The following is a 21,201-nucleotide window of genomic DNA, read 5'->3' as shown; positions in this document are numbered from 1 at the left end:
CCCAGCACAGGCCGGGTGGCCCCGCACCCGTCAGACTGCCGGGCGTGCCCGCACCGCTCCCGCCGCTGCCCACCTCCGTCGTCGGCAGCCTGCCCCAGCCCGACTGGCTCATCGACCGGGACCGGCTCGCCCACCGGTTCCCGCCGCGGGTCCGCGCCCGGGAGCTGTGGCGGGTCGCGCCGGACCTGCTGGAGCAGGCCCAGGACGACGCGACGCTGCTGGCGCTGCGGTCGCAGGAGGTCGCCGGCCTGGACATCGTGACCGACGGGGAGCAGCGCCGGGAGTCCTACTCCAACCACTTCGCCACCGCGCTGGAGGGCGTCGACCTCGACGACCCGGGGTCGGTGACCAACCGCTCGGGGCAGCAGATCCCGGTGCCCCGGGTGGTCGGGCCGCTCCGCCGGCCGGCGCCGGTGCAGGCCCGCGACGTGGCGTTCCTCCGGGCGCACACCGAGCGGACGGTCAAGGTGACGCTGCCCGGGCCGTTCACCATGGCCCAGCAGGCCCAGGACGAGCACTACGGCGACGACCGGTCCCTGGCGCTGGCCTACGCCGAGGTCGTCCGCGAGGAGATCGCCGACCTCTTCGCCGCCGGCGCCGACATCCTGCAGCTCGACGAGCCCTGGCTGCAGGCCCGGCCGGAGGTGGCCCGCCGGTACGGGGCGGAGGCCGTCACCCGCGCCGTGGAGGGCGCCGCCGGCCCGGTGCACCTGCACCTGTGCTTCGGCTACGCCGCGATGGTGGCCGACCGGCCGACCGGCTACTCGTTCCTGCCCGAGCTGGCCGACACCCCCGTGGACACCGTGTCGGTCGAGACGGCGCAGTCGGGGCTCGACCCCGCGCAGCTGCGCCCGCTGCGCGGCAAGGGCATCGCGCTCGGGGTGCTCGACCTCTCGACGCCGGCGGTCGAGACCCCCGGCCAGGTGGCCGAGCGGGTGCGCCGGGCGCTGGACGACGTCGACGTGTCCCGGCTGGTGCTCACCAGCGACTGCGGGTTGAAGTACCTGCCGCGGGCCTCGGCCGAGGGCAAGATGCGGGCCCTGACGCGGGCGGCGGCACGGCTGCGCACCGAGCTCTAGCCGCCCTCCCCGAGGGCCGTCGTCCGCGTCCTGCCCCCGCCCGCGCCGGTGATCACGGGGTTGCTGCAGGCCGCGGCGGCGTGTCGCCCGTGTCGTCCGGCAAGAACTCCATGATCACTGCGGAGGTGGGAGCGGAGGTGGCCGTGGGGGTGGCCGCGGAGGTGGCCGCGGAGGTGGCCGCGGCGGGCAGCGGCGGTCACCCCTGGACGCCGGCTCGCGGCACGGCCACGATCACGGGCGTGCCGGTACCCGACGACCTGCCCGTCCTGGCCTTCCCCGACCAGGCCGCGTTCGAGGCCTGGCTGGAGGCCGAGCACGCCACCGCCCCCGGCCTCTACGTGCGGATCGCGAAGAAGGGCTCCGGCATCGCCTCGGTGACCTACCCGGAGGTGGTCGAGAGCTGCCTGTGCTTCGGCTGGATCGACGGCCGGGCGAACTCGCTCGACGAGCGCGCCTACCTGCAGCGGATCACCCCGCGCCGGCCGCGGAGCGTCTGGTCGCAGAAGAACGTCGCCGCGGTGGGGGCCCTCACGGCGGCCGGGCGGATGCGGCCGGCGGGGCTGGCCGCGGTCGAGGCCGCCCGCGCCGACGGCCGGTGGGAGCGGGCCTACGCCGGCCCCGCGACGGCCACCGTGCCCGAGGACCTCGCCGCCGCGCTGGACGCCGTCCCGGCGGCGCGGGCGGCGTTCGACGCGCTCGACGGGACCAACCGCTTCGCCGTGCTGTTCCGCGTGCAGACCGCCGCCACCGCCGCCACGCGGACCCGCCGCATCGAGCGGCTGGTCACGGCGCTCGCCGAGGGCCGCCCGCCGGCGTGATTCAGAGGATGCGGCGGGCGCCCGCGTAGCCGCGCATGTCCACGGTGGTGACCGCGACCGGCTGCCCGAAGGTCCGCGCGTGCACCATCATCCCGTTGCCCACGTAGATGCCGACGTGGCTGACCGGCGAGTAGAAGTACACGACGTCGCCGGGCTGGAGCTGCGCGCGGGGGATCGCCACGCCCAGCCGGGACTGCGCGCCGCTCGAGTGCGGGAGCGAGACGCCGACCGCCGCGTAGGCGTACTGGGTCAGGCCCGAGCAGTCGAACCCGTTCGGCCCCGAGGCGCCCCACACGTACGGGTCGCCGACCTGCCCCAGGGCGGTGGCCACGACGGTGCCCGCGGCCTCGCTGGGCGCCGCCGCGACGACCGCGGCGGTGGACGGCGCCGGCAGCGCCGGCCCGGCCAGGGTGGCGGTGACGGCGGCCTGCTCCGCGGCCGACAGGCGGGCGAAGTCGGCCTCGTACTCGTCGATCCGCCGCTGCACCTCGGCCCGCTGCTCCCGGAGGGTGGCCAGCGACGCCTGGGCCTGCGCCTCGGCCTGGTCCGCGGCGGCCCGGGCCTCGTCGGCGGCGCGCTGGGCGGCCGAGACCTCGGCGATCAGCCCCTCGGTGTGGTCGGCGATCAGGTCGAGGGTGGTCATCTGCTGGATGACGTCGGCGGCCGAGTCACCGGTGAGGAAGGCGGCCATCCGCGACCGGCTGGTCTGCGAGCTCTGCGCCAGCGCCCGCAGCTGCGGCTCGTAGGCGGCCAGGGCGGCCTCCGCCTCGGCGGCCGTCCCGGCCGCGGCGGTGGCGGTGGCCTGCTGCTCGGCGACGGTGACCTCGGCCTGGTGGACCTGCTCGTCGAGGTCGGTCAGCTGCTGGCCGGTCTCGGCCACCAGCCGGGCGGCCTCGTCCGCGGTGTCCGGGGTGGCACCCGCGGGGGTGGGGCCGAGGACGACGGCGACGGCAGCCCCGACCGCGAGAGCGGCGCCCGCCCAGCGTCGGCGTGTCGTGCGGGTGCGCAGCATGCCGTCCCCTCCCCGTGGCGCCCGGCCGTCCCGAGCGCGTTGCTACGCACGGTAGGGAGAGATCAGCTCGGCGTGAGGGTCGGCGCGCGGGCCGGGTGGCTCCCGTCGAGCCCCGTCCGCCACACCCGTCCCAGGGGTGTCCTCGCGCCGCAGCGGGCGGGGGTCGGCGTCGGTGGGGTGCGCTACCGGCGGCGGGGCCGGGCGGTCGGCGACCGCGCCGGCTCCGGGGCGTGGTGGGTGCTGCCGGCCACGCCCACGACCGGTCGCGGCGGGACCGGGTCCACGGCGGCGCCCCGCCGCCGGTGGCGTTCTCCCGGGTCCGGCGGCACCGGCGGGCGCGCGGATCCCGCCGGCCTGCGCCCGGTGGTGGGGCGGGTCCGGCCGCGTCCGGGGGCTCACCTCGGGCAGGCGGCCCCCTCCCAGGGCACCGCCCCGAGGGACGAGGGGTGGGGAGGGAGGGTGGCCCTCTGCAGGGTCCCGCCGCGAGCGGAGCGAGTGGCGGGGGGCAGGCGGCCCCCTCCCAGGGCACCGCCCCGAGGGACGAGGGGTGGGGAGGGAGGGTGGCCCTCTGCAGGGTCCCGCCGCGAGCGGAGCGAGTGGCGGGGGGCAGGGGGTCCTTGCTCAGCCGGCGAGGGGCTCCTCGGCGTCGAGACCGGCGACGACCTCGAGGTCGCGCAGGACGGCGCCGAGCTCGTCGGCCGTCCACGGCTCGCAGCAGGTGCAGCCGTCGGGGCGGAAGCTGGCCAGGCCGAGCAGGCCGCGGGCCTGGTCCTCGGCGATGGACAGGTGGCCGGCCGAGGGGTGCCGGTGGCAGGCGCAGGCCGAGGCGCACAGCCCCAGGCCCCAGCCGGAGACGACGACCACGTCACCGTCCTCCCAGACCTGACCGATCTGGAAGACCGACGGCTTCTGGTTCCGCGTCATGAGGAGCTCCCCTCGACGGCCCCCTCCATGGGGCCTCCCGTGCAATCGGGGACACGGTAACTGCGGAGAGTGCTCACGCGTGTACGGCGTGCTGTTCGTGGGACGGATGGGGACACCGGGGTGCCCCGGAGGGGTGAGCCGCGCTGCCGCACCCGGGAGGCACCCCGGACGGCGCCCGCGGTCAGCTCGCGGGGCTCACCGAGCTCATGTGGAAGTCGGGGACCCGCACCGTCGGCATCGCCGCGCGGGTGAACCAGTCGCTCCACTCCCGGGGCAGCGTCCGCTCGGTCCGCCCGGCCTCGGTGATCCGGCCCAGCAGGTCGACCGGCGACTCGTTGAAGCGGAAGTTGTTCACCGACCCGACGACCTCGCCGCCCTCGACGAGGAAGACGCCGTCCCGGGTCAGCCCGGTCAGGAGCAGGGTCTGCGGGTCCACCTCGCGGATGTACCAGAGGGTCGTCAGCAGCAGGCCGCGGTCGGTGGACGCGACCATGTCGTCGAGGGACGCCGTCGCCTCGGGCAGCTCGAGCACCAGGTTGTCGACCGCGGCGGTCGCGGGTGCGGTCGTGCGCAGGGCCCAGGCGCGAGGGCGGATCAGCTCGCCGAGCACGCCGCCGGAGATCCAGTCCACCGCGGGCGTGGCCATCCCGTTGTCGAACACCGACGCCGCGCCGGAGGACCCGGCGACCACCTGGAACGGGCAGGCCTCCAGGCCCGGCTCGAACGGGTCGCTGCGCAGGGTCAGCGGGAGGGCGGCCAGGCGCTCGCCGATCCGGTTGCCGCCGCCGGCCCGCGCGTAGACGTTGCGGCCCTCGTCGGCGTCCCGCGCCTCCATCGTCCAGTAGGCGTAGACCATGAGATCGGCCAGCGCAGAGGGCGGCAGCAGGGTCTCGTAGCGGCCGGCGGGCAGGTCGACGCGCCGCTGCGCCCAGTCCAGCTTGCGGGCGACCTCGCCGGCCAGCGCCCCCATCGAGACGTCGGCGAAGTCGCGGGTCCCGGCACCCGCCCACACCGAGCGGCCGTGGTCGGCGGTCTTGCCGTTGAGCTCCACCCGGCCGGTGGGCTGGTCGTGGCGCAGCCGCAGGCCCGTGGAGGTGCCCAGGTAGGTCGTCGTCATCGAGTGCTCGGCGAAGCCGAAGAGCAGCTCGTCGCGGTCGCGGGCCGCGCCGAAGGCCTCCCCGAGGGCGGGGGCGAGCTCGGCGAACACGCCGATCGAGGTCTCCGCGGCCTCGGCGTCCCAGGGCCCGGAGCCCGGCGGGGCCTCGGCCACCAGCGGGACGGCGTCCTCCGCGGGCCCGGCGTCCCGGGCGGCCTGCTCGCTGGCGGCCACGAGCTCCGCGACGTCCGGCCTGCCGGTCCGCGCGACGGTGCCCGCCGCCATCCCGGTGCCGCCGTCGACGAAGGAGACGACCACGACCCGGCGGGAGCGCATCACGCCGTTGGTCGTCAGGCTGTTGGACGCCCAGCGGAGGTTGGCCTCCGAGCTCTCGACCACGAAGGTCACCTGCTCGTCGGCGGTGGAGGCGGCCAGCGCCTGCTCGACGACGTCCTGCGGGCGGACGGGGTTCACCGGCCGGCCTCCTGCACCGTGTTGAGGATCGTGACGTTCTCGAACATCGCCGTCGGGCAGCCGTGGCTGACCGGCGCCACCTGCCCCGGCTGGCCCTTGCCGCAGTTGAAGGCGCCGCCGAGCACGTGGGTCTGCGGCCCGCCGACGACCGCCAGGGAGCCCCAGAAGTCGGTGGTGGTGGCCTGGTAGGCCACGTCCCGCAGCTGCCCGGCCAGCCGGCCGCCCTCGATGCGGAAGAAGCGCTGGCCGGTGAACTGGAAGTTGTAGCGCTGCATGTCGATCGACCAGCTCTTGTCGCCGACCACGTAGATGCCGCGCTCGACGCCGGCGATGACCTCCTCGGTCGAGGGCCCGCCGGGCGCCGGCCGCAGCGACACGTTGGCCATGCGCTGCACCGGCACGTGCTGCGGGGAGTCGGCGAAGGCGCAGCCGTTGGAGCGCGGCAGCCCGCCGAGCCGCGCGGTGTTGCGGTCGACCTGGTAGCCGACGAGGACGCCGTCCCGGACGATGTCCCACGCCTGGGCCTGCACGCCCTCGTCGTCCCAGCCGATCGTGGACAGCCCGTGCGGGGTGACCCGGTCGCCGGTGACGTTCATCAGCTCCGAGCCGTAGCGCAGCGTGCCCAGCCGGTCGGGGGTCGCGAACGAGGTGCCGGCGTAGGCGGCCTCGTAGCCGAGCGCCCGGTCGAGCTCGGTGGCGTGCCCGACCGACTCGTGGATGGTCAGCCACAGGTTGGAGGGGTCGACGACGAGGTCGTAGCGCCCCGGCTGCACCGAGGGGGCCTTGGTCTTCTCGCGGAGCAGCTCGGGGATCCCGGCCAGCTCGGCGTCCCAGTCCCAGCCCGTGCTGGTGAGGTACTCCCAGCCCCGGCCGGCCGGCGGGGCCAGCGTGCGCATGCTCTCGAACGACCCGGTGGCCCGGTCGACGGTGAGCGCGGTCAGGTCCGAGGCGGTGCGCACCCGCTGCTGGGTGGTCCGGGTGCCGGCGGTGTCGGCGTAGAACTTCTGCTCCTTGACCGCCGTGCAGTGCGCCTGGACGTGCTCCACCCCGTCGGCGGCCAGGAGCCGCTCCGAGCGCTCGCGCAGCAGCCCGGTCTTCTCGGCGTCGGGCACGGTGAAGGGGTCGACGTCGTAGCCGGAGACCCAGGTGACGCCGTCGTGCACCGGCTCGGGGGCCAGCTCGACGCGGTCGGTGGCCACCGCCGCCGACACCCGCGCCACCTCCACGGCCTCCTCGGCCAGCCGCACCGCCTCGGCCGCGGTGAGGACGACGCCGGCGGCGAAGCCCCACGTGCCCTCGTGCACCACGCGGACGGCCAGGCCGAGGTCCTCGCCGTCGGCGAGCGCCTCCAGGCGGGCGTCACGCAGGCTGATCGTCTGGGTGCGGATCCGCTCGACGCGCAGGTCGGCGTGCTCGCACCCGAGGTCGCGGGCGCGGGTCAGGGCCGCGTCGGCCAGCGCGGAGAGGGGCAGGGCGAGGAAGGAGGCGTCGACGTCGCGGGGTCCGGCCACCGGGTCTGTCTACCAAGCCGGTGGGGAGGGGGCCCGCCGAGGTCACGCCGGCCGACGGCCCCGTCCAGCGCGCGGCGGATGCGGCCGGCGGTGCGGCGGGCGTCCCGGTCCACGCCGTCCACCAGCCCGGAGTTGACCCGGGTCTGCCAGGGCAGGCCCATCCAGTGCAGCCCGGGGACCGGCGAGGCGCCGCGCCGGTGCACCGGCTCACCGCCCGGCCCGAGGGCGCCGGGGATCTCCAGCCAGCCGGTGTCGGGCAGGAAGCCGGTGCACCAGAGGACGGCGTGCACCGGCAGGACGCTGCCGTCGGCGAGGGTGACCGCGCGGCCGGCGGCGCCCACCACCCGGTGCGGCACCAGGCGCACCCGCCCGGCCCGGACCGCGCGGGGCAGGTCCCGGCCGAACACCGCCTCGTCCCGCCGCCGCACCAGCCGCCCGACCGGCGTGCCGCTGCCGGCGTTGAGCACCCCGGTGACCAGCAGCCACCGGTAGAGGCTGATGCCGAGCACGTGCGTCGGCAGGGCGCGGGGGACGCCGGGTGCGGCGACCGTGACCGGCCGGGTGGCGGCCAGCTCGAGCGCGAGCTGGGCGGCGGAGTTGCCGCCGCCGACGACCAGCACCGGGCCGTCGGGCAGGTCGGCCGGCTCCCGGTAGGCGGAGGAGTGCAGCGCGACGACGTCGGGGGCGAGGTCGGCGGCGGCGGCGGGCACCCGGGGGCGGCGGTGGGGGCCGGTGGCCACCACCACCTGCCGGGCGGTCACCTCCCCGGCCGGGGTCGCCGCGCGGAACCCGGTGCCCGCCCGCGTCAGCCCGGTGACCGGTGTCCCGGTCACCACCGGGACGTCGAGGACGTCGGCGTAGCGCCGCAGGTAGGCGGCCATCTCCAGCCGGGTCGGGGACTCCCCGGGGCCGGGTGGGAAGGGCAGGCCGGGCAGCGTGCTGAACCGGCGGGGGGTGAACAGCCGCAGGCCGGCCCAGCGCCCGGTCCAGCTCGCGCCGACCTCGGCGGCCTCGAGCACGAGGACGTCGGGGACCCCTGCGTCGACCAGCCGGCGGGCGGTGCCGAGCCCCGCCTGGCCCGCTCCGACGACGAGGACGTCGACCGTCCGGGCGGGCAGGCTCACCGCTCCCATCCTGCCCCGCCGCCCGCTCACCCGGTGCGGTCGTGCGCCATCCCCTAGCCTGCGACGGGTGCGCCGCCGCCCAGCCGCCCCGTGGGACCTGCTCGTCGTCGGCGGGGGTACGGCCGGTCTGGTCGGGGCCCACACCGCGGCCACCCTCGGTGCCCGGGTGGCGCTGGTCGAGCGGGACCGCACGGGCGGCGACTGCCTGTGGACCGGGTGCGTGCCCTCCAAGGCGCTGCTGGCGGCCGCGTCCGCGGCGGCCGACGCCCGGGCGGCGGCCCGCCTCGGCGTCGACGTCGGCGACGTGCGGGTGGACTTCGCCCGGGTGCGGGCGCACGTGCAGGCCGCGATCCGGACCCTGCAGCCCGAGGACTCCCCGGAGGCGCTCGAGGCGGCCGGCGTGACCGTGCTGGCGGGGGAGGCGGTGCTCACCGGGTCCGACCGGGCCCGCGTCGGCGACCGCGAGGTGCGGTTCCGCGCCGCGCTGCTGGCCACCGGCGCCGCGCCGCTGCTGCCCCCCGTGCCGGGGCTGGCCGCGGCCGGCCCGCTGACCAGCGACACGGTGTGGGACCTCGAGGAGCTGCCCGGCCGGGTGGTGGTGCTCGGCGGCGGCCCGATCGGCTGCGAGCTGGGGCAGGCCCTCGCCCGGCTCGGCGCCGAGGTCGCCCTCGTCGAGGCCGCCGACCGGCTGCTCCCCGAGGAGGACGCCGACGCCGCGGCGACCGTCACCGCCGCCCTGTGCCACGACGGCGTGCGGGTGTGCACCGGCGCCGCGGCCGAGCGGGTCTCCCCGGGTGCGCTGCACCTGGCCGACGGCACGCGGCTGCCCTTCGACCGGCTGCTCGTGGCCGTCGGGCGGCAGGCCCGCACCGACGGGCTGGGCTGCGCCGTGGCCGGCGTCGACCTCCGCGACGACGGGACCGTCGCCGTCGACGCGACGCTGCGCACGAGCAACCCCCGCGTGTGGGCCGCCGGCGACGTCACCGGCCCGCCCTTCTTCACCCACACCGCCGGGATGCACGGCAGCGTGGCGGCCGGCAACGCCGTGCTGGGGCTGGCCCGCCGGGCCGACCCCGTCGTCCCCCGGGTCACGTACACCTCCCCCGAGCTGGCCGCGGTCGGGACCCGGCCCGACGAGGCGCGGGCCGCCGGGCTGACCGTCCGCCGGGTGCCGCACACCCGGCTGGACCGCGCGGTCGCCGAAGGCGTGACGGACGGGTCCACCACGCTGGTGCTCGACCGGCGCCGGCGGGTGGTCGGCGCGACCGTCGTCGGGCCCCGGGCCGGGGAGACCCTCGCCGAGCTGACCCTCGCCGTCCGCCGGGGCCTGCGCGCCCGGGACCTCGCGGGCACCACGCACGCCTACCCCACGTACGACGACGCGGTGGTCGACGCCGCGCTCGACGACCTGCGCGCCCGGCTGGCCGCGCCGGTGCCGGCCGCCCTGCTGCGCGCGGTGGTGCGGCTGCGGCGGTGGACCGACCGCGGCGCCCGGTGAACCCCCGGTCAGCGCAGCAGCCGGTACCCGACGTGGATCCGGTACCCGGCGGTCACCGCGACGACGGCCGCCCACCCCCAGGCCAGCTGCCAGGCCACCGCCGGGAGCAGCAGCCACAGCGCGTGCACCGCGATCGTCTCGGTGCCCTCGGCCAGCCCGCCGAGGAACGACAGGGAGCGGCCGTCGTCGAGCCGCCGGCCGGCCCGCTCGGCGATCGAGGAGAAGGCGAGGAACGCCGTCCCGTTGACGTAGTAGGCGAGCAGCACGACGAGGAAGGGCTCCCACGGGGCGCCGAACTCGCGGGTCACCCCCAGCGCGACCCCGAGCACGCCGGCGCCGTAGACGCAGAAGTCCGCGGTGATGTCGAGGAACCCGCCGGCCCCGGCGTCCGCCGGGCCGCCGGCCGCGCGCCGGCGCCGCGCCAGCGGCCCGTCCAGCCCGTCGGCGGCCCGGGAGACCAGCCACAGCACCAGCGCGGGCAGCCACCAGGCGGCCGTCGCGGCGACCGCGCTGCCCAGGCCGAGGACCAGGCCGGTCACCGTCAGCCGGTCGGGCGTCACGGCGGGCCGGTCGAGGCGGACCGCCGCCCGGGCCAGCGGGGCGTCGAGCAGCCGGCGGGCGGCACCGTCGAGCACGCGCACGCTCCTCCCGCGGCCGGCCCCCGGGCGCGGGAGGTCATCCGGGACGGCCGTCCGGCACGAAGGAAACCAGACAGCCCCCACCGCAGGAGGACGCCGTGCCCCGAGCCCCCCGACGCCCGACCGCCCGTGCCCTGGTCGCCGTCCTGCTGGCCGGAGTGGCGCTGGCCGGGTGCGCCGCCCCGGACGCCGAGGCCCCGGCCGCGGCCGAGCGGCCGTGGTCGGAGGTGCTGGCCGAGGCCGAGGGGCAGACCGTGGACCTGTGGATGTACGGCGGGGACGAGCAGGGCAACGCCTACGTCGACGACGTCCTCGCCCCGGCGGCGGCCGAGCTGGGCGTCACCCTGCGGCGCGTGCCGGTGGCCGACACCGGCGAGGCGGTCGACCGGGTGCTCTCCGAGCGCCAGGCCGGGGTCACCGACGGCGACGTCGACCTGGTATGGGTCAACGGCGAGAACTACGCCACCGGGCGCCAGGCCGGCGCCTGGCTGTGCGGGTGGGCCGGCACGCTGCCGAACCTACCCGCAGACCCTGCAGGAGCTCGACCGGCTCTACGCCGACGGGCAGGTGGACCTGATGATGACCTACGGCCCGGCGACGCTCACCGACCTGGTCGCCGACGGCACCTTCCCCGGGACGACGCGGGTGCTGACCCTGGAGGAGGGCACGTTCGGCAACGCCAGTTTCCTGGCCGTGCCCTCCACCTCCGGCGACAGCGCGGGGGCGCTGGTCGTGGCCGACCTCGCGCTCTCCCCCGAGCAGCAGCTGGCCAAGGCCGACCCGGCCACGTGGGGCCAGTTCACCGTCCTCGACCTCGACCGGCTCGACCCCGCCGACCGGCGCGGGTTCGAGCAGCTGCCGGCCTCCCCCGTCGTCCCGCCCTACGAGGAGCTCGCGGCGAACGCGCAGCCGGAGCTGTCGGCCGGCTGGGTGACCGCCCTCGACGAGGGCTGGCGGAGGGCGGTGCTCGGCGGGTGAGCGGGCCGCCGGGGGCCCGCGGACGGCGGACCGGGCTGCTGCTGGTGCTGCCGGCGCTGGTGCCCGTGGTCGCCGTGGTCGGCGCCGCGCTCACCTCGGCGCTGCTGGCCGCGCTCGGCCTGGCCCCGCTGGTCGGGGAGCCCCGGCTGACCGGTGCGGCGTTCACCGCGCCGGCCGACCAGCTCGCCTCCGCCGTCCCGCTGTCGCTGGCCATCGCCGCGGCGGCGACCGCCGCCGCCGCGGCCGTCGGCCTGGCCCTGGCGCTGGCGGCGGTCGCCACGGCCCGCCGCAGCCGGCTGCTCGGCGCGCTGAGCGCGGCGACCGTCCCGGTCCCCCACCTGGTCGGCGCGGCGGCGATGGGCCTGCTGCTGGCCGACGCGGGGTTCCTGCCGCGGCTGCTCGGCGTGGCGCCGGAGGACTGGCCGGCCCTGGTCGGCGGCCGCTGGTGGGTGGCGGTGGTCGCCGAGTACGCCTGGAAGGAGTCCGCCTTCGTGGCGCTGGTCGTCGGGGGCGTGCTCGCCTCCCGGTCGCGCTCCTACGGGGAGACCGCCGCGGTGCTCGGCGCCGGCCGCTGGGCCCGGTTCCGGACGGTCACCCTGCCCCTGGCCGCGCCGGCGCTCGGTGCGGCCTCGGCGATCTCCTTCGTGTACGTGCTCGGCTCCTACGAGGTGGCTGCGCTGCTCGGCCGGGCCGCGCCGGAGCCGCTGCCCGTGCTCGCCGTCCGCCTGTCGACCTCGATCGACCTGGCCGCCCGGCCCCAGGGCGCGGCCGTCGCGGTGGTCACCGCCGGGCTGGCGCTGCTGGCGGTCGTCCTCGCCCTGCGCGCGCTGCGGCGGCTGGCGGCGTGGGGCTGATCGGGCGGCGGGCCGCGGCGCGGCCGGGCCGCGCGGTGCTCGCCACCCGGCTCGGCCGCGCGGTGCTGGCCGCGTGGCTGGTGCTCCCGCTGGTGCCGCTGCTGCTCTGGGCGGTCGCCGACCGGTGGTCGGCCCCGGCGGTGCTGCCCCAGGAGCTGGGCACCGACGGGCTGCGGGACGCCCTGGCCGCCGGGGGCCCCGCCGCGCTGGCCCGGTCGACGGCGCTGGGGGCGGCGGTCGCGGTGTTGGCCACCCCGCTGGGCGCCCTGGCCGCCCGTGCGCTGGTCGTGCACCGGGTGCCCCGGCCCGGTGCGGTGCTCGCCGTGCTGCTCTCCCCGCTGGTGCTCCCGCCGTTCGCCGTGGCGCTGGGGCTGGACGTGCTGCTGCTGCGGCTGCGGGTGCCGGCCACCGCCGGCGTCGTGCTGCTGCTCACCGTGGCCGCCCTGCCCTACACCACGATCGTGCTGAGGGCCGCGCTCGCCGCGCAGGACCGCGGCTTCGAGGAGGAGGCCCGGACCCTGGGCGCCACGCCCTGGCAGGTGCTGCGCGGGGTGCAGGTCCCGCTGCTCGCGCCCGCCCTGGCCGGCGCGGCCTTCCTCGCCTTCCTCGTCGGGTGGAGCGACTACGTGGTGACCCTGCTCGTCGGCGGCGGCCGGCTGGTGACGCTGCCGCTGCTCATCGGGTCGGCGGCCTCGGCGACCGGCAACGAGGCGCAGGTGGCGGTGCTGTCGCTGACCGCGGTGCTGCCGCCGCTGGCGCTGCTGGCGCTGGTCGGGGTGCCGGGTCGCCGGGCGCGCGGGGGACGCCGGTGAGCGGGGAGCTGCGGCTGACCGGCCTGACCCGCGTGCACGGCCGGGGCCGGCCGCCGGCGCTGGACGGCCTGGACCTCGCGGTGCCGGCCGGGTCGTGCGTGGCGGTGCTCGGGCCCTCCGGTTCCGGCAAGAGCACCGTGCTGCGGCTGACCGCCGGCCTGGACGAGCCGACCCGCGGCAGCGTGCACCTCGACGGCCGCGATCTCGCCGGCGTCCCCCCGGAGCGGCGGGGCGTGGCGATGGTCTTCCAGCGGCCGCTGCTGTTCCCGCACCTGTCCGCGCGCGACAACGTCGCCTACGCCGACCGGGTGCGCGGTGCCCCGCGGCGGCGGGCCCGGGCGCGGGCCGCGGAGTTCCTCGACCTGGTGGGCCTGGCCGGGCTCGGCGACCGGGCACCCCGGGAGCTCTCGAGCGGGCAGGAGCAGCGGGTGGCGCTGGCCCGGGCGCTGGCCGCCGAGCCGCGGGTGCTCCTGCTGGACGAGCCGTTCAGCGCGCTCGACGCCCCGCTGCGCGAGGAGATGCACGAGCTGCTGGTCGACCTGCGGGCCCGGCTGGCCCCGACCGTCCTGCTGGTCACGCACGACCCCGCGGAGGCCGCCGCCCTGGCCGACACCGTCGCGGTGCTCGAGGCCGGCCGGCTGCAGCAGCACGGGCCGGTGGCCGAGCTGCACGCCCGGCCGGCGTCCCTGTCGGTCAGCCGCCTGCTCGGCGGGCGCACCGAGGTGCCCGGGCAGGTGCGCGCCGGCGTGCACCACTCGCCGCTGGGAGCCCTGGCGCTGCCCGGGCCGGTCGCCGACGGGCCCGGCGTGCTCGTCGTCCGGCCCGAGGCGGTCGCGCTCGCCGCCGGGCACGCCGACGTCACCGGCACCGTCGTCCGGGTGCGGTACCGCGGCCTGCGCCCGCTGGTCACGGTGGACGCCGGCGGGGTCGCCGTGCACGCCGAGCTGACCCCGGGGGACGACGTGGTCGCGGGCGCGGTGGTCGGCCTGCGGCTGCCGGTCGCCGCCCGGCACGTCGTCCCGGTCAGACCGGGGTGAGCGGCAGCAGCCGGCGCAGCCGGGCGTTCTCCCCCGGGTCGAGCACCGAGTGCTGCACGCAGGCCGGCACCAGCTCCCCCGTCTCCGGGTGGGCCATCGAGTAGGTGCAGGCCGCCAGCCGCTCCTGGGTGGCGCGCAGCCGCGGCTCCTCCGCCACCTCGCCGCGCCGCATGAGCGCCCAGGCCGGGGCCACGTCGGCGGCGTCCATGAAGCTGTGCACCTCGAAGGTCATCAGGCGCAGCCGGCGGGCCCGGGCGGCGGTCAGCAGCCGCCGCGGCCCCCCGGCCCGGCGCAGCACCCGGCGGGCCCAGCGCAGCGCGACCGCCACGTCCCCGGGGTGGTGCCGCAGCACCCGCAGCACCTTGACGGCCAGCAGCACCGGCGGGGTCCCGCTGAAGGCCACCCCGCCGAAGTGGGCGAGGAACGCATCGCGCGCGGCCAACTCCGCCGGGTCGGCGGGGTCGACGAACGGGTGCCAGGCGCCGTCGGCGAGGAACCCGAAGGCCAGCCGGTTGCAGCGCGGGTCGCCGAACTCGACCGCCTCGTGCGGCACCCGGCGGCCCAGCGCGCGCTCCAGCTCGGCCCACACCGCGTCGGCGTCGACCTCGGTGTAGCTCTCCTTCCACCGGCGCGCGTCCCCGACGTGCGCGGCCGGCTGGAAGCTCATCATCGAGAAGCCCATCGGCAGCACGGCGCGGACGGTCGCGGCGACCTGGTCGAGGTTGGCCGGCGCCACGGTCATGGTGTGGGCCAGGTGGTACCGCAGCCCGGTCTCGGCGCGCAGGTCCCGGAACTGCTGCACGAAGCGCTGCCGGAACGGGTGCAGCTCGGCCTCGCTGCGCGGCCGCACCGCGCCGCGGCGGCCGCGCATGAGCGAGTCGAAGTGCCCGGCGAAGCTGAGCCGGTCGAAGCGCCGCCGCCCGTCGGGGCCGGTGACCAGCGCGCGCAGGTACCCGGCGTCGACGTCCCCGTGGGTCATCGACATCGGGGAGCGGCCGGCCGCGCGCATGGCCTGCAGCGCCGCGGCGTGGTCGTCGGGCGCCAGCAGGGTGACCTCGCCGCCGATGAGCTGGGCGTGCGCGTAGGGCCCGCGCCGCCGGCGCAGCAGCGCCATCTGGGCGGTGACCTCGCGCAGCGTGTGCCCGCCGTCGACGCGGACCTTGTTCGCGTCCGCCGAGTGGTAGCAGGGCGAGCAGGTCAGGTTGCAGCGGGGGAAGACACCGTGGGTCCCCTCGCAGCCGACCGCGTGCCGGCCGAGGACCTGCGCGGGCGTCCGCACGTGCGCGGGCAGCGCCGCCCAGCGCTCGGCCAGGGCCCGCGCCGTCCCGGGGTGCACCGGGCGGGTGCGCTCCACCAGCTCCCGCCACCGCGCCGTCAGCCGTCCCACCGAGCCCCCTCGCCGCCTCGCCGCCTCGCCGCCGGTGGCCGTGCCGGCCCGTGCCGCGGCCGTCCACCGGTCCCCCCGCCCAGCCTGCCCCGGGGCGGCGGTTCCCGCCGAATGGCGGCGGGCGGAGCGGGTAGGTGCTGCACTCACCCACCGATCCCTCCGAGGAGCTCCCATGGCCCGCAACACCCTGTCCCGCTCCCTGCACGACGTCGGCCTCGCCGCCTGGTTCGGCGGCACCCTCGCCAACGCCGTCGCCCTCAACGCCGCCTCGGCCGAGGCCCGGGGCGCCAAGGGCAGCGCCAAGGTCGCCGACGAGGGCTGGGACCGGTGGACGCCGGTCAACGCCGCCGCCATCGGGGCGCACCTGGTCGGCAGCGTCGGCCAGCTGGCGGGCAACCGCCGCCGGGTCGCCCGGCAGCAGGGCGTGGCCGGCATGTCCGCGCTCAAGACGCTGCTCACCGCGGCCGCGCTGGGCGTCACCGCATACAGCCGCTCCCTGGGCCGGGTGGCGCACGGCTCCCCGGCCCGCTCCGGGACGCGGCCGTCGAAGGTGAGCCGGAAGCAGGCCGCGGCGGCGCGGGAGCAGCTCGACCGCCTGCAGTGGGTGGTGCCCGCCCTCACCGGCGCCCTGGTGTGGGTCAGCTCCTACGCCGGGGAGCAGCAGCGGCCCGGCGAGGTGGCCCGCGGCGTGGCGCAGCGCTGAGCGCCGGGCGCCCGCTGTGGCCGTCCGCCCCGGTGCCGGGGACGTCACCCTCACCTTCGGCGGCACCGCCACCACCCTGCTGCGCGTCGGGCCGTTCACGCTGCTGACCGACCCGAACTTCCTGCACCGGGGGCAGTGGGCGCACCTGGGCTACGGGCTGCGCAGCCGGCGGCGCACCGACCCCGGGCTGGTGCCCGCCCAGCTGCCGGAGCTGGACGCCGTCGTCCTCTCCCACATGCACGGCGACCACTGGGACCGCGTGGCCACCCGGGCGCTGCCCCGGGAGGTCCCGGTGGTGACGACCCCGGAGGCCGCCCGCTGCCTGGACCGTCGCGGGTTCACCGCCACCGCCGACCTGCGGGCCTGGCAGATCCACGAGCTCTCGCGCGGCGAGGACGTCCTGCGGGTCACCAGCGTGCCGGGCGTGCACGGCCCCGGCCCGCTCGCCCGGCTGCTGCCCCAGGTGATGGGCAGCGTGCTGGAGCTGGTCCGCGGCGGCCAGGTCGCCTGGCGTGGCTACGTCACCGGCGACGTCCTCTTCCGCCGGTCGCTGGGCGAGGTGCTCGAGCGGTGCGGCCCGCTGGACGCCGTCGTCCCCCACCTGGGCGGCACGAAGGTGCTCGGGGTGACGGTGACCATGGACGCCCGCCAGGGCGCGGACCTGGTGGAGCTGCTGCGCCCGCCGCTGGTCGTGCCGGTGCACTTCGACGACTACGGCGTGTTCCGCGACCCGCTCGGCAACTTCGTCCGCGAGGTGGCCGAGCGCCGGCTGCCGGGCACGGTGCGCACCGTGATGCGCGGCGAGACGGTGCCCCTGCGCGCCGGAGAGGGTGTTGGGTAACCGGTTGATTACTGGTTCTCGGTGAGGTCTTCGGCGAGGCGTCGGGCGGCCTCGGTCTCGATGGGACCGTGGGGTTCGACGTCCTCGCCGGCCAGCCGGGCGGCCATCAGCCGGATCATGGCCACATCGATCATGGCCTCGGCGTGGGCGGTCTTGCGTTCGTAGTCGCGCGCCAAGCGTCTGCACCTCGTCAGCCAGCCGAACGTCCGCTCCACCACCCAGCGGCGGGGCAGCACCTGAAAGCCTCGCACGTCGGCGTTGCGGGGCACGACGACCAGTTCCAGGTTCTGGGTGCGCCCCGCCCAGTCGATGCGGCGGCGTCGACAGAGTTGACGTAGCCGCCATCGACCCACACCAGCGCCAGCAGCGGAAACGGCGCGCAGATGCCGGTCAGCACCTGCCGGGCGCCGGCCCGGTCCTGCACGCTCGCGGAGTGCACCACCCGGTGCAGCAGCAGGCCGTTGGTGTCGACCAGCAGGTGGCGTTTGCGGCCGCGGACCCGCTTGCCGGCGTCGAAGCCGATCGCCTCCCCGCCCTCGGCGCTCTTGGCCGACTGGGAGTCCAGCACCGCCGCGGTGGGCTGCCGGTCGCGCCCGTCGCGGTCCCGGACCCGGTCGCGCAGCACCTCGTGCACCCGCCGCCAGGTGCCATCGGCGCTCCAGGCGGCGAACCAGCGGTAGGCCGCATCCCACGGCGCCAGGTCGTGCGGCACATGCTGCCGGGCGCAGCCGGTGCGCAGCACGTACAGGATCGTGTCCAGAACCAGCCGGCGGTCGTACTTCAGCGGCCGCCCGCCGTGCCGGGGATTGCGGATCGGCAGCAGCGGCTCGATCTGCGCCCACTCGCCGTCGGTCAGCGAGGTGCCATAGCCCGGCTTGCAGGTGTACATGCACATCCATCCGGACCATCACCCCGCAGCGCGGACAGCCCAGCTGCCACGCCGAACAGCGAGGAACCGGCTCAGGTCATCACCTCACGCGACTGGCCGGTTACCCAACACCCTCTGAGGCGGAGTGCGGCGTGCGAGTTCCCCTCGCACGGCGCACTCCACCTCAACCCCGGGCGAGGCGCAGCGCGCGGGTCTGGACGTCGGCGCGCAGGGCGGCCTCGTCGACGGTCGTCGACGCGCCCCCGGCCACGACCTGCCGCCCGCCGACCCAGGTGTCCCGCACGTGCCGGGAGCCCACCGACCACACGAGGTGGGTGAGCACGTCGGTGGGGTCCCCGATCGGGACGAAGGCGATGTCGTCGGTGTCGACGTGCACCAGGTCGGCCCGGCGGCCCGGGGTCAGCTGCCCGAGGTCCTCCCTCCCGATCGCCGCGGCCGCGCCGCCGGTGGCCAGCCAGAACGCCTCGGGCGCGCTGAGGGCGGTGGCGTCGCGCTCGCGCAGCCGGGCCAGCCCGGCCGCCAGCCGCAGGTCCTCGAACAGGTCCAGGTTGTCGTTGGACGCCGGCCCGTCGGTGCCCATGCCGACCCGGATGCCCAGGTCGAGCATGTCCCGCAGCCGCGCGGTGCCGCTGGCCAGCTTGGCGTTGCTGCCGGGGCAGTGCGCCACCGCGGCGTCGTACTCCTGCCACAGCGCCAGGTCGCCGTCGTCCATGTGCACGCAGTGCGCGCCGAGCACCCGGCCGCCCAGCACGTCGTGGGCGGCCAGCAGCCGCGGGACGCTCACCCCGTGGGCGGCCAGCAGCTCGTCGCCCTCGGTGGCGGTCTCGGCGACGTGCACGGTCAGCAGCAGGTCGTGCGCGCGGGCGGCCGCCGCGGCGTCCCGCAGCACCGGCAGCGGCACCGTGTAGGCCGCGTGCGGGCCGATGCCGTGCTCGACGACCTCGTCGCCGCCGGCGGCCAGCCGGAGGGCGGTGGCCAGCTGCTCGTCGAAGGTGCCGAAGCCGGGCAGCCCGATCAGCGGGTTCGCGACGACCGCCCGGGAGCCGGCCGCCCGCACCGCGGCGGCGATCCGCTCCGGGTGGAAGTACACCTCGACGCTCGTGGTGACGCCGTGGCGCAGCATCTCGGCCGCGGCCGCGGTCATGGCGACCTCGACGTCCTCGGGGGTGAGCCTGGCCTCCCGTGGCCACATGACCTCGCGCAGCCAGCGGTCCAGGGGCAGGCCCTCGCCCTGGCCGCGGAAGAGCACCATCGGCGAGTGGGCGTGGGCGTTGACCAGGCCGGGCACGAGGACGCCGGTCAGCCGGGTGGCGGCCGCACCCGCGGGGTCCGGAGCCTCGGCGGCCGGACCCACCCAGGTGATGCGGTCGTCCTCGACGTCGACGACCCCGTCGGGGACGACGGTCCCCTCGCGGTCCCCCACGACGACGGCCCGGGCGGCGAAGCGCTGGCGCATGGTGCGCGAAGCTACCCCTGCGCGCGCCGGGGTCCCCGCGACCGCGCCGTTACCGTGGGGGCCATGTCGTCCCTCGCCGCCGCTGCCTCCTCCGAGTCCGGCGGCATCACCGGCTTCCTGCTCGAGCTGGTGGAGACCCTCGGTCCGGTCGGCGTGGGGCTGGCCATCCTGCTGGAGACGGTCGTCCCGCCGATCCCGAGCGAGGCGGTGCTGGGCCTGGCCGGCGTGCTCATCCGCAGCGGCGACATGGCCGTCGTCCCGGTCGTCCTGTTCGCCACGCTCGGGTCGGTGATCGGCGCGGTCTTCTTCTACCACGTGGGCCGCGCCCTGGGCCCGCGCCGCTCGCACGCCTTCCTCGACCGGCTGCCGCTGGTCGAGACCGCCGACGTCGACAAGACCTTCGAGTGGTTCGCGCGGCACGGCCGGGCGGCGGTCTTCTTCGGCCGGATGGTGCCCATCGTGCGCAGCTTCATCTCCGTACCGGCCGGCGTGGTGCGGATGCCCTTCTGGCAGTTCGTCGTCTACACCGCCGCGGGCAGCCTCATCTGGAACAGCGTGCTCATCGGCGTGGGGGTGGCCGCGGGCGACTTCGTCCAGGACAACCTGCGCTTCCTCGACTACGCGGTGGTGGTCGCGGCGGTCCTCGGCGTGGGCTGGCTGGTGTACAAGCGGGTCAAGGACGTCCGCGCCCGCGGCCGGGAACGCCGATCCGTCCCGCCGCTGCGGGAGGACGACACCGACCGGCCGGCCGCATGACCGCCGCGGACGACGCCGCCCGGCGCCCGGAGGTCGTCGCCTTCGACGTCAACGAGACCCTGCTCGACCTCGCGCCGGTGCGGGCGACGCTGGTCGAGCTCGGGCAGCCCGAGCACGTCCTCCCGGCGGTGTTCTCCCGGACCCTGCTCACCGGCTTCGCCGCGGCCACGGCCGGCACCTGGACCAGCTTCCGGGACGCCTTCCTGGCCGCTCTCGCCCAGGGCACCGACCTGGCGCCGGCCGCCCGCACGCAGGTCGCCGACGCCTTCACCGAGCTGGCCCCGCACCCCGACGTGGAGCCGGCGCTGCGCCGGCTGACCGCGGCCGGGGTGCGGGCGGTGGCGCTCACCCACGGGTCGGCCGCCGTCGCCGAGGCCGGGCTGGAGCGCGGCGGCGTCTCACCGCTGGTCGAGCGGGTGCTCTCCAGCGAGGTCATCCGCACCTGGAAGCCGGCCCGGGCGGTGTACCTGTGGGCCGCCGGGGTGTGCGACGTGCCGCCGGGGGCGATGGGCCTGGTGGCCGCGCACGGCTGGGACGTCCACGGCGCGCTCCGGGCCGGGCTGGGCGCGGCCTGGTTCCCGCGCAGCGAGCGCACCTACCCGGAGGTGTTCGACCGGCGCGCGCTGGTGGCCGACGACCTCGCCGGCGCGGTCGACGCCCTGCTGGCGCTGCCGCCCCGGTGACGGCCGGGGAGGAGCTCCCGACCCCCCTCGGCCCGGCGCGCGTGGTGGCGGGCGGCCCGGACGACCCGCGCGGCACGCTCGTGCTCGGCCACGGCGCCGGCGGGGGCCTGGGCTCGGCCGACCTCGCCGCCGTGACCGCCGGGGCGGCCGCCGGGGGCTGGCGGGTCCTCGGCGTGGAGCAGCCGTGGCGGGTGGCCGGCCGGCGGGTCGCCCCGGCGCCGCCCCGGCTCGACGAGGCCTGGACGGCGGTGCTCGGGGCGCTGCGCGAGGCGGGCCGGCTGGCCGGGCCGCTGGTGCTCGGCGGCCGCAGCGCGGGCGCCCGGGTGGCCTGCCGGACCGCGGCCGCGCAGGGGGCGGCGGGCGTGCTGTGCCTGGCCTTCCCCCTGCACCCGCCCGGGCGCCCCGAGCGCAGCCGCGCCGCGGAGCTCACCGGGCTCGGCGTGCCGGTCGGCGTGGTGCAGGGCGAGCGGGACGCGTTCGGTCGCCCCGAGGAGGTCGCCGCGGTGCTCGCCGGACAGCCGGGGGCCTCGGTGTACGCCGTCCCCGGGGACCACGCGCTGGCCCGGGACGTCGACGTGGTGGCCGCGGCCGCGCTGGACTGGCTCGGCGACCTCGGCGCCTGACGGCCGGA

At 77.6% G+C, this 21,201-nt stretch carries 21 protein-coding genes and 1 pseudogene; 12 read left to right on the top strand and 10 right to left on the bottom strand.

All coding sequences use genetic code 11. The annotated features are described in order from the left end of the window. Positions 1 to 44 precede the first annotated feature (44 nt). Entirely contained in the window at positions 45 to 1,079 is a 1,035-nt protein-coding gene (locus D0Z06_RS17905) for a uroporphyrinogen decarboxylase family protein (RefSeq protein WP_117378904.1), read from the top strand. Between the two features lie 110 nt (positions 1,080 to 1,189). Then, positions 1,190 to 1,897: a YdeI/OmpD-associated family protein gene (locus tag D0Z06_RS17900; RefSeq protein ID WP_117378931.1), complete on the top strand. Its 708-nt coding sequence runs from the start codon at positions 1,190 to 1,192 to the stop codon at positions 1,895 to 1,897. 1 nt (position 1,898) lies between these two features. Here the strand turns inward: D0Z06_RS17900 and D0Z06_RS17895 are convergent, their stop codons facing one another. From D0Z06_RS17895 to D0Z06_RS17875, 5 genes are all read right to left on the bottom strand, one after another. Further along, positions 1,899 to 2,909, bottom strand: a complete 1,011-nt coding sequence (locus D0Z06_RS17895) for a C40 family peptidase (protein WP_117378903.1) — start codon at positions 2,907 to 2,909, stop codon at positions 1,899 to 1,901. A gap of 621 nt (positions 2,910 to 3,530) precedes the next feature. Then, positions 3,531 to 3,833 carry a hypothetical protein gene (locus D0Z06_RS17890; RefSeq protein WP_117378902.1) on the bottom strand — a complete coding sequence of 101 codons (303 nt, stop codon included), beginning with the start codon at positions 3,831 to 3,833 and terminating at the stop codon, positions 3,531 to 3,533. Positions 3,834 to 4,014: 181 nt separating this feature from the next. Next, a complete protein-coding gene (locus D0Z06_RS17885) occupies positions 4,015 to 5,403 on the bottom strand; it encodes a metallopeptidase TldD-related protein (RefSeq protein ID WP_117378901.1) in 1,389 nt (462 codons plus the stop codon). Further along, positions 5,400 to 6,914, bottom strand: coding sequence for a TldD/PmbA family protein (locus D0Z06_RS17880; protein WP_117378900.1), 1,515 nt, complete (start codon positions 6,912 to 6,914; stop codon positions 5,400 to 5,402). Before D0Z06_RS17880 ends, D0Z06_RS17885 begins: the two co-directional genes overlap by 4 nt. After that, positions 6,842 to 8,038: a flavin-containing monooxygenase gene (locus tag D0Z06_RS17875; RefSeq protein ID WP_158580024.1), complete on the bottom strand. Its 1,197-nt coding sequence runs from the start codon at positions 8,036 to 8,038 to the stop codon at positions 6,842 to 6,844. Before D0Z06_RS17875 ends, D0Z06_RS17880 begins: the two co-directional genes overlap by 73 nt. A gap of 67 nt (positions 8,039 to 8,105) precedes the next feature. On the opposite strand from D0Z06_RS17875, the gene D0Z06_RS17870 reads away from it, so the two are divergent. After that, complete coding sequence (locus tag D0Z06_RS17870; RefSeq protein ID WP_117378898.1) at positions 8,106 to 9,536, top strand: dihydrolipoyl dehydrogenase family protein; 1,431 nt, start codon at positions 8,106 to 8,108, stop codon at positions 9,534 to 9,536. An 8-nt stretch (positions 9,537 to 9,544) separates the two neighbouring features. Here D0Z06_RS17870 and D0Z06_RS17865 read toward each other — a convergent pair whose 3' ends face one another. After that, a complete protein-coding gene (locus D0Z06_RS17865) occupies positions 9,545 to 10,171 on the bottom strand; it encodes a CDP-alcohol phosphatidyltransferase family protein (protein WP_117378897.1) in 627 nt (208 codons plus the stop codon). Positions 10,172 to 10,750: 579 nt separating this feature from the next. On the opposite strand from D0Z06_RS17865, the gene D0Z06_RS25900 reads away from it, so the two are divergent. From D0Z06_RS25900 to D0Z06_RS17845, 4 genes are read left to right on the top strand one after another with little or no spacing between them, the layout of a single operon-like run. After that, positions 10,751 to 11,152, top strand: coding sequence for a type 2 periplasmic-binding domain-containing protein (locus tag D0Z06_RS25900; RefSeq protein WP_199522391.1), 402 nt, complete (start codon positions 10,751 to 10,753; stop codon positions 11,150 to 11,152). Beyond that, positions 11,149 to 12,006 (top strand): ABC transporter permease subunit, encoded by an 858-nt coding sequence (locus D0Z06_RS17855; protein WP_233517782.1) that lies wholly within the window; start codon positions 11,149 to 11,151, stop codon positions 12,004 to 12,006. The genes D0Z06_RS25900 and D0Z06_RS17855 overlap by 4 nt, the downstream gene beginning before the upstream one ends. Further along, positions 11,997 to 12,818, top strand: coding sequence for an ABC transporter permease (locus tag D0Z06_RS17850; protein WP_233517781.1), 822 nt, complete (start codon positions 11,997 to 11,999; stop codon positions 12,816 to 12,818). Before D0Z06_RS17855 ends, D0Z06_RS17850 begins: the two co-directional genes overlap by 10 nt. Continuing rightward, the gene (locus D0Z06_RS17845) at positions 12,815 to 13,855 is read left to right on the top strand and encodes an ABC transporter ATP-binding protein (protein WP_117378896.1); all 1,041 of its coding nucleotides are present in this window, start codon (positions 12,815 to 12,817) and stop codon (positions 13,853 to 13,855) included. Before D0Z06_RS17850 ends, D0Z06_RS17845 begins: the two co-directional genes overlap by 4 nt. Here the strand turns inward: D0Z06_RS17845 and D0Z06_RS17840 are convergent. After that, positions 13,842 to 15,242, bottom strand: a complete 1,401-nt coding sequence (locus tag D0Z06_RS17840; protein ID WP_117378895.1) for a radical SAM domain-containing protein — start codon at positions 15,240 to 15,242, stop codon at positions 13,842 to 13,844. The two genes, D0Z06_RS17845 and D0Z06_RS17840, sit on opposite strands and share 14 nt — an antisense overlap. A 172-nt stretch (positions 15,243 to 15,414) precedes the next feature. Here D0Z06_RS17840 and D0Z06_RS17835 point away from each other — a divergent pair, with 172 nt between their 5' ends. Together D0Z06_RS17835 and D0Z06_RS17830 are read left to right on the top strand one after the other, a co-directional pair. Further along, positions 15,415 to 15,945 (top strand): hypothetical protein, encoded by a 531-nt coding sequence (locus D0Z06_RS17835; RefSeq protein ID WP_117378894.1) that lies wholly within the window; start codon positions 15,415 to 15,417, stop codon positions 15,943 to 15,945. A gap of 16 nt (positions 15,946 to 15,961) precedes the next feature. After that, on the top strand, positions 15,962 to 16,786 hold the full coding sequence (locus tag D0Z06_RS17830) for an MBL fold metallo-hydrolase (protein ID WP_117378893.1): 825 nt from the start codon (positions 15,962 to 15,964) through the stop codon (positions 16,784 to 16,786). Between the two features lie 8 nt (positions 16,787 to 16,794). On the opposite strand, the gene D0Z06_RS27190 is transcribed toward D0Z06_RS17830, so the two are convergent. The 3 genes and pseudogenes from D0Z06_RS27190 to D0Z06_RS17820 all read right to left on the bottom strand — a co-directional run bounded on the left by D0Z06_RS27190 (position 16,795) and on the right by D0Z06_RS17820 (position 19,131). Next, positions 16,795 to 16,962 carry a hypothetical protein gene (locus tag D0Z06_RS27190; RefSeq protein WP_370453372.1) on the bottom strand — a complete coding sequence of 56 codons (168 nt, stop codon included), beginning with the start codon at positions 16,960 to 16,962 and terminating at the stop codon, positions 16,795 to 16,797. Next, a pseudogene (locus D0Z06_RS17825) lies at positions 16,941 to 17,675 on the bottom strand (IS5 family transposase); the annotation flags it as partial. The gene D0Z06_RS27190 and the pseudogene D0Z06_RS17825, both read right to left, overlap by 22 nt. A 163-nt stretch (positions 17,676 to 17,838) precedes the next feature. After that, on the bottom strand, positions 17,839 to 19,131 hold the full coding sequence (locus tag D0Z06_RS17820; protein ID WP_117378891.1) for an amidohydrolase family protein: 1,293 nt from the start codon (positions 19,129 to 19,131) through the stop codon (positions 17,839 to 17,841). 63 nt (positions 19,132 to 19,194) lie between these two features. On the opposite strand from D0Z06_RS17820, the gene D0Z06_RS17815 reads away from it, so the two are divergent. The 3 genes from D0Z06_RS17815 to D0Z06_RS17805 are packed head-to-tail and all read left to right on the top strand — an operon-like array spanning position 19,195 to position 21,193. After that, positions 19,195 to 19,887, top strand: coding sequence for a DedA family protein (locus D0Z06_RS17815; protein WP_117378928.1), 693 nt, complete (start codon positions 19,195 to 19,197; stop codon positions 19,885 to 19,887). Then, the gene (locus tag D0Z06_RS17810; RefSeq protein WP_117378890.1) at positions 19,884 to 20,570 is read left to right on the top strand and encodes an HAD-IA family hydrolase; all 687 of its coding nucleotides are present in this window, start codon (positions 19,884 to 19,886) and stop codon (positions 20,568 to 20,570) included. The genes D0Z06_RS17815 and D0Z06_RS17810 overlap by 4 nt, the downstream gene beginning before the upstream one ends. Further along, complete coding sequence (locus tag D0Z06_RS17805) at positions 20,567 to 21,193, top strand: alpha/beta hydrolase family protein (protein ID WP_117378889.1); 627 nt, start codon at positions 20,567 to 20,569, stop codon at positions 21,191 to 21,193. Before D0Z06_RS17810 ends, D0Z06_RS17805 begins: the two co-directional genes overlap by 4 nt. The last annotated feature ends 8 nt before the right edge of the window (positions 21,194 to 21,201 follow it).

This window comes from Geodermatophilus marinus, from assembly GCF_003428645.1.
Classification (GTDB): Bacteria; Actinomycetota; Actinomycetes; order Mycobacteriales; family Geodermatophilaceae; genus Geodermatophilus.
The sequence above is the reverse complement of the archived record's forward strand: the minus strand, read 5'-3'. Positions and strand labels throughout refer to the sequence as shown.

What these genes read in the sequence shown, in the direction of transcription:
- D0Z06_RS25900 (WP_199522391.1), top strand. Translation starts at nt 10,751, where the DNA reads ATGATGACCTACGGCCCGGCGACGCTCACCGACCTGGTCGCCGACGGC.
- D0Z06_RS17810 (WP_117378890.1), top strand. Translation starts at nt 19,884, where the DNA reads ATGACCGCCGCGGACGACGCCGCCCGGCGCCCGGAGGTCGTCGCCTTC.
- D0Z06_RS17895 (WP_117378903.1), bottom strand. Translation starts at nt 2,909, where the DNA reads ATGCTGCGCACCCGCACGACACGCCGACGCTGGGCGGGCGCCGCTCTC.
- D0Z06_RS17820 (WP_117378891.1), bottom strand. Translation starts at nt 19,131, where the DNA reads ATGCGCCAGCGCTTCGCCGCCCGGGCCGTCGTCGTGGGGGACCGCGAG.
- D0Z06_RS17815 (WP_117378928.1), top strand. Translation starts at nt 19,195, where the DNA reads ATGTCGTCCCTCGCCGCCGCTGCCTCCTCCGAGTCCGGCGGCATCACC.
- D0Z06_RS17835 (WP_117378894.1), top strand. Translation starts at nt 15,415, where the DNA reads ATGGCCCGCAACACCCTGTCCCGCTCCCTGCACGACGTCGGCCTCGCC.
- D0Z06_RS17900 (WP_117378931.1), top strand. Translation starts at nt 1,190, where the DNA reads ATGATCACTGCGGAGGTGGGAGCGGAGGTGGCCGTGGGGGTGGCCGCG.
- D0Z06_RS17890 (WP_117378902.1), bottom strand. Translation starts at nt 3,833, where the DNA reads ATGACGCGGAACCAGAAGCCGTCGGTCTTCCAGATCGGTCAGGTCTGG.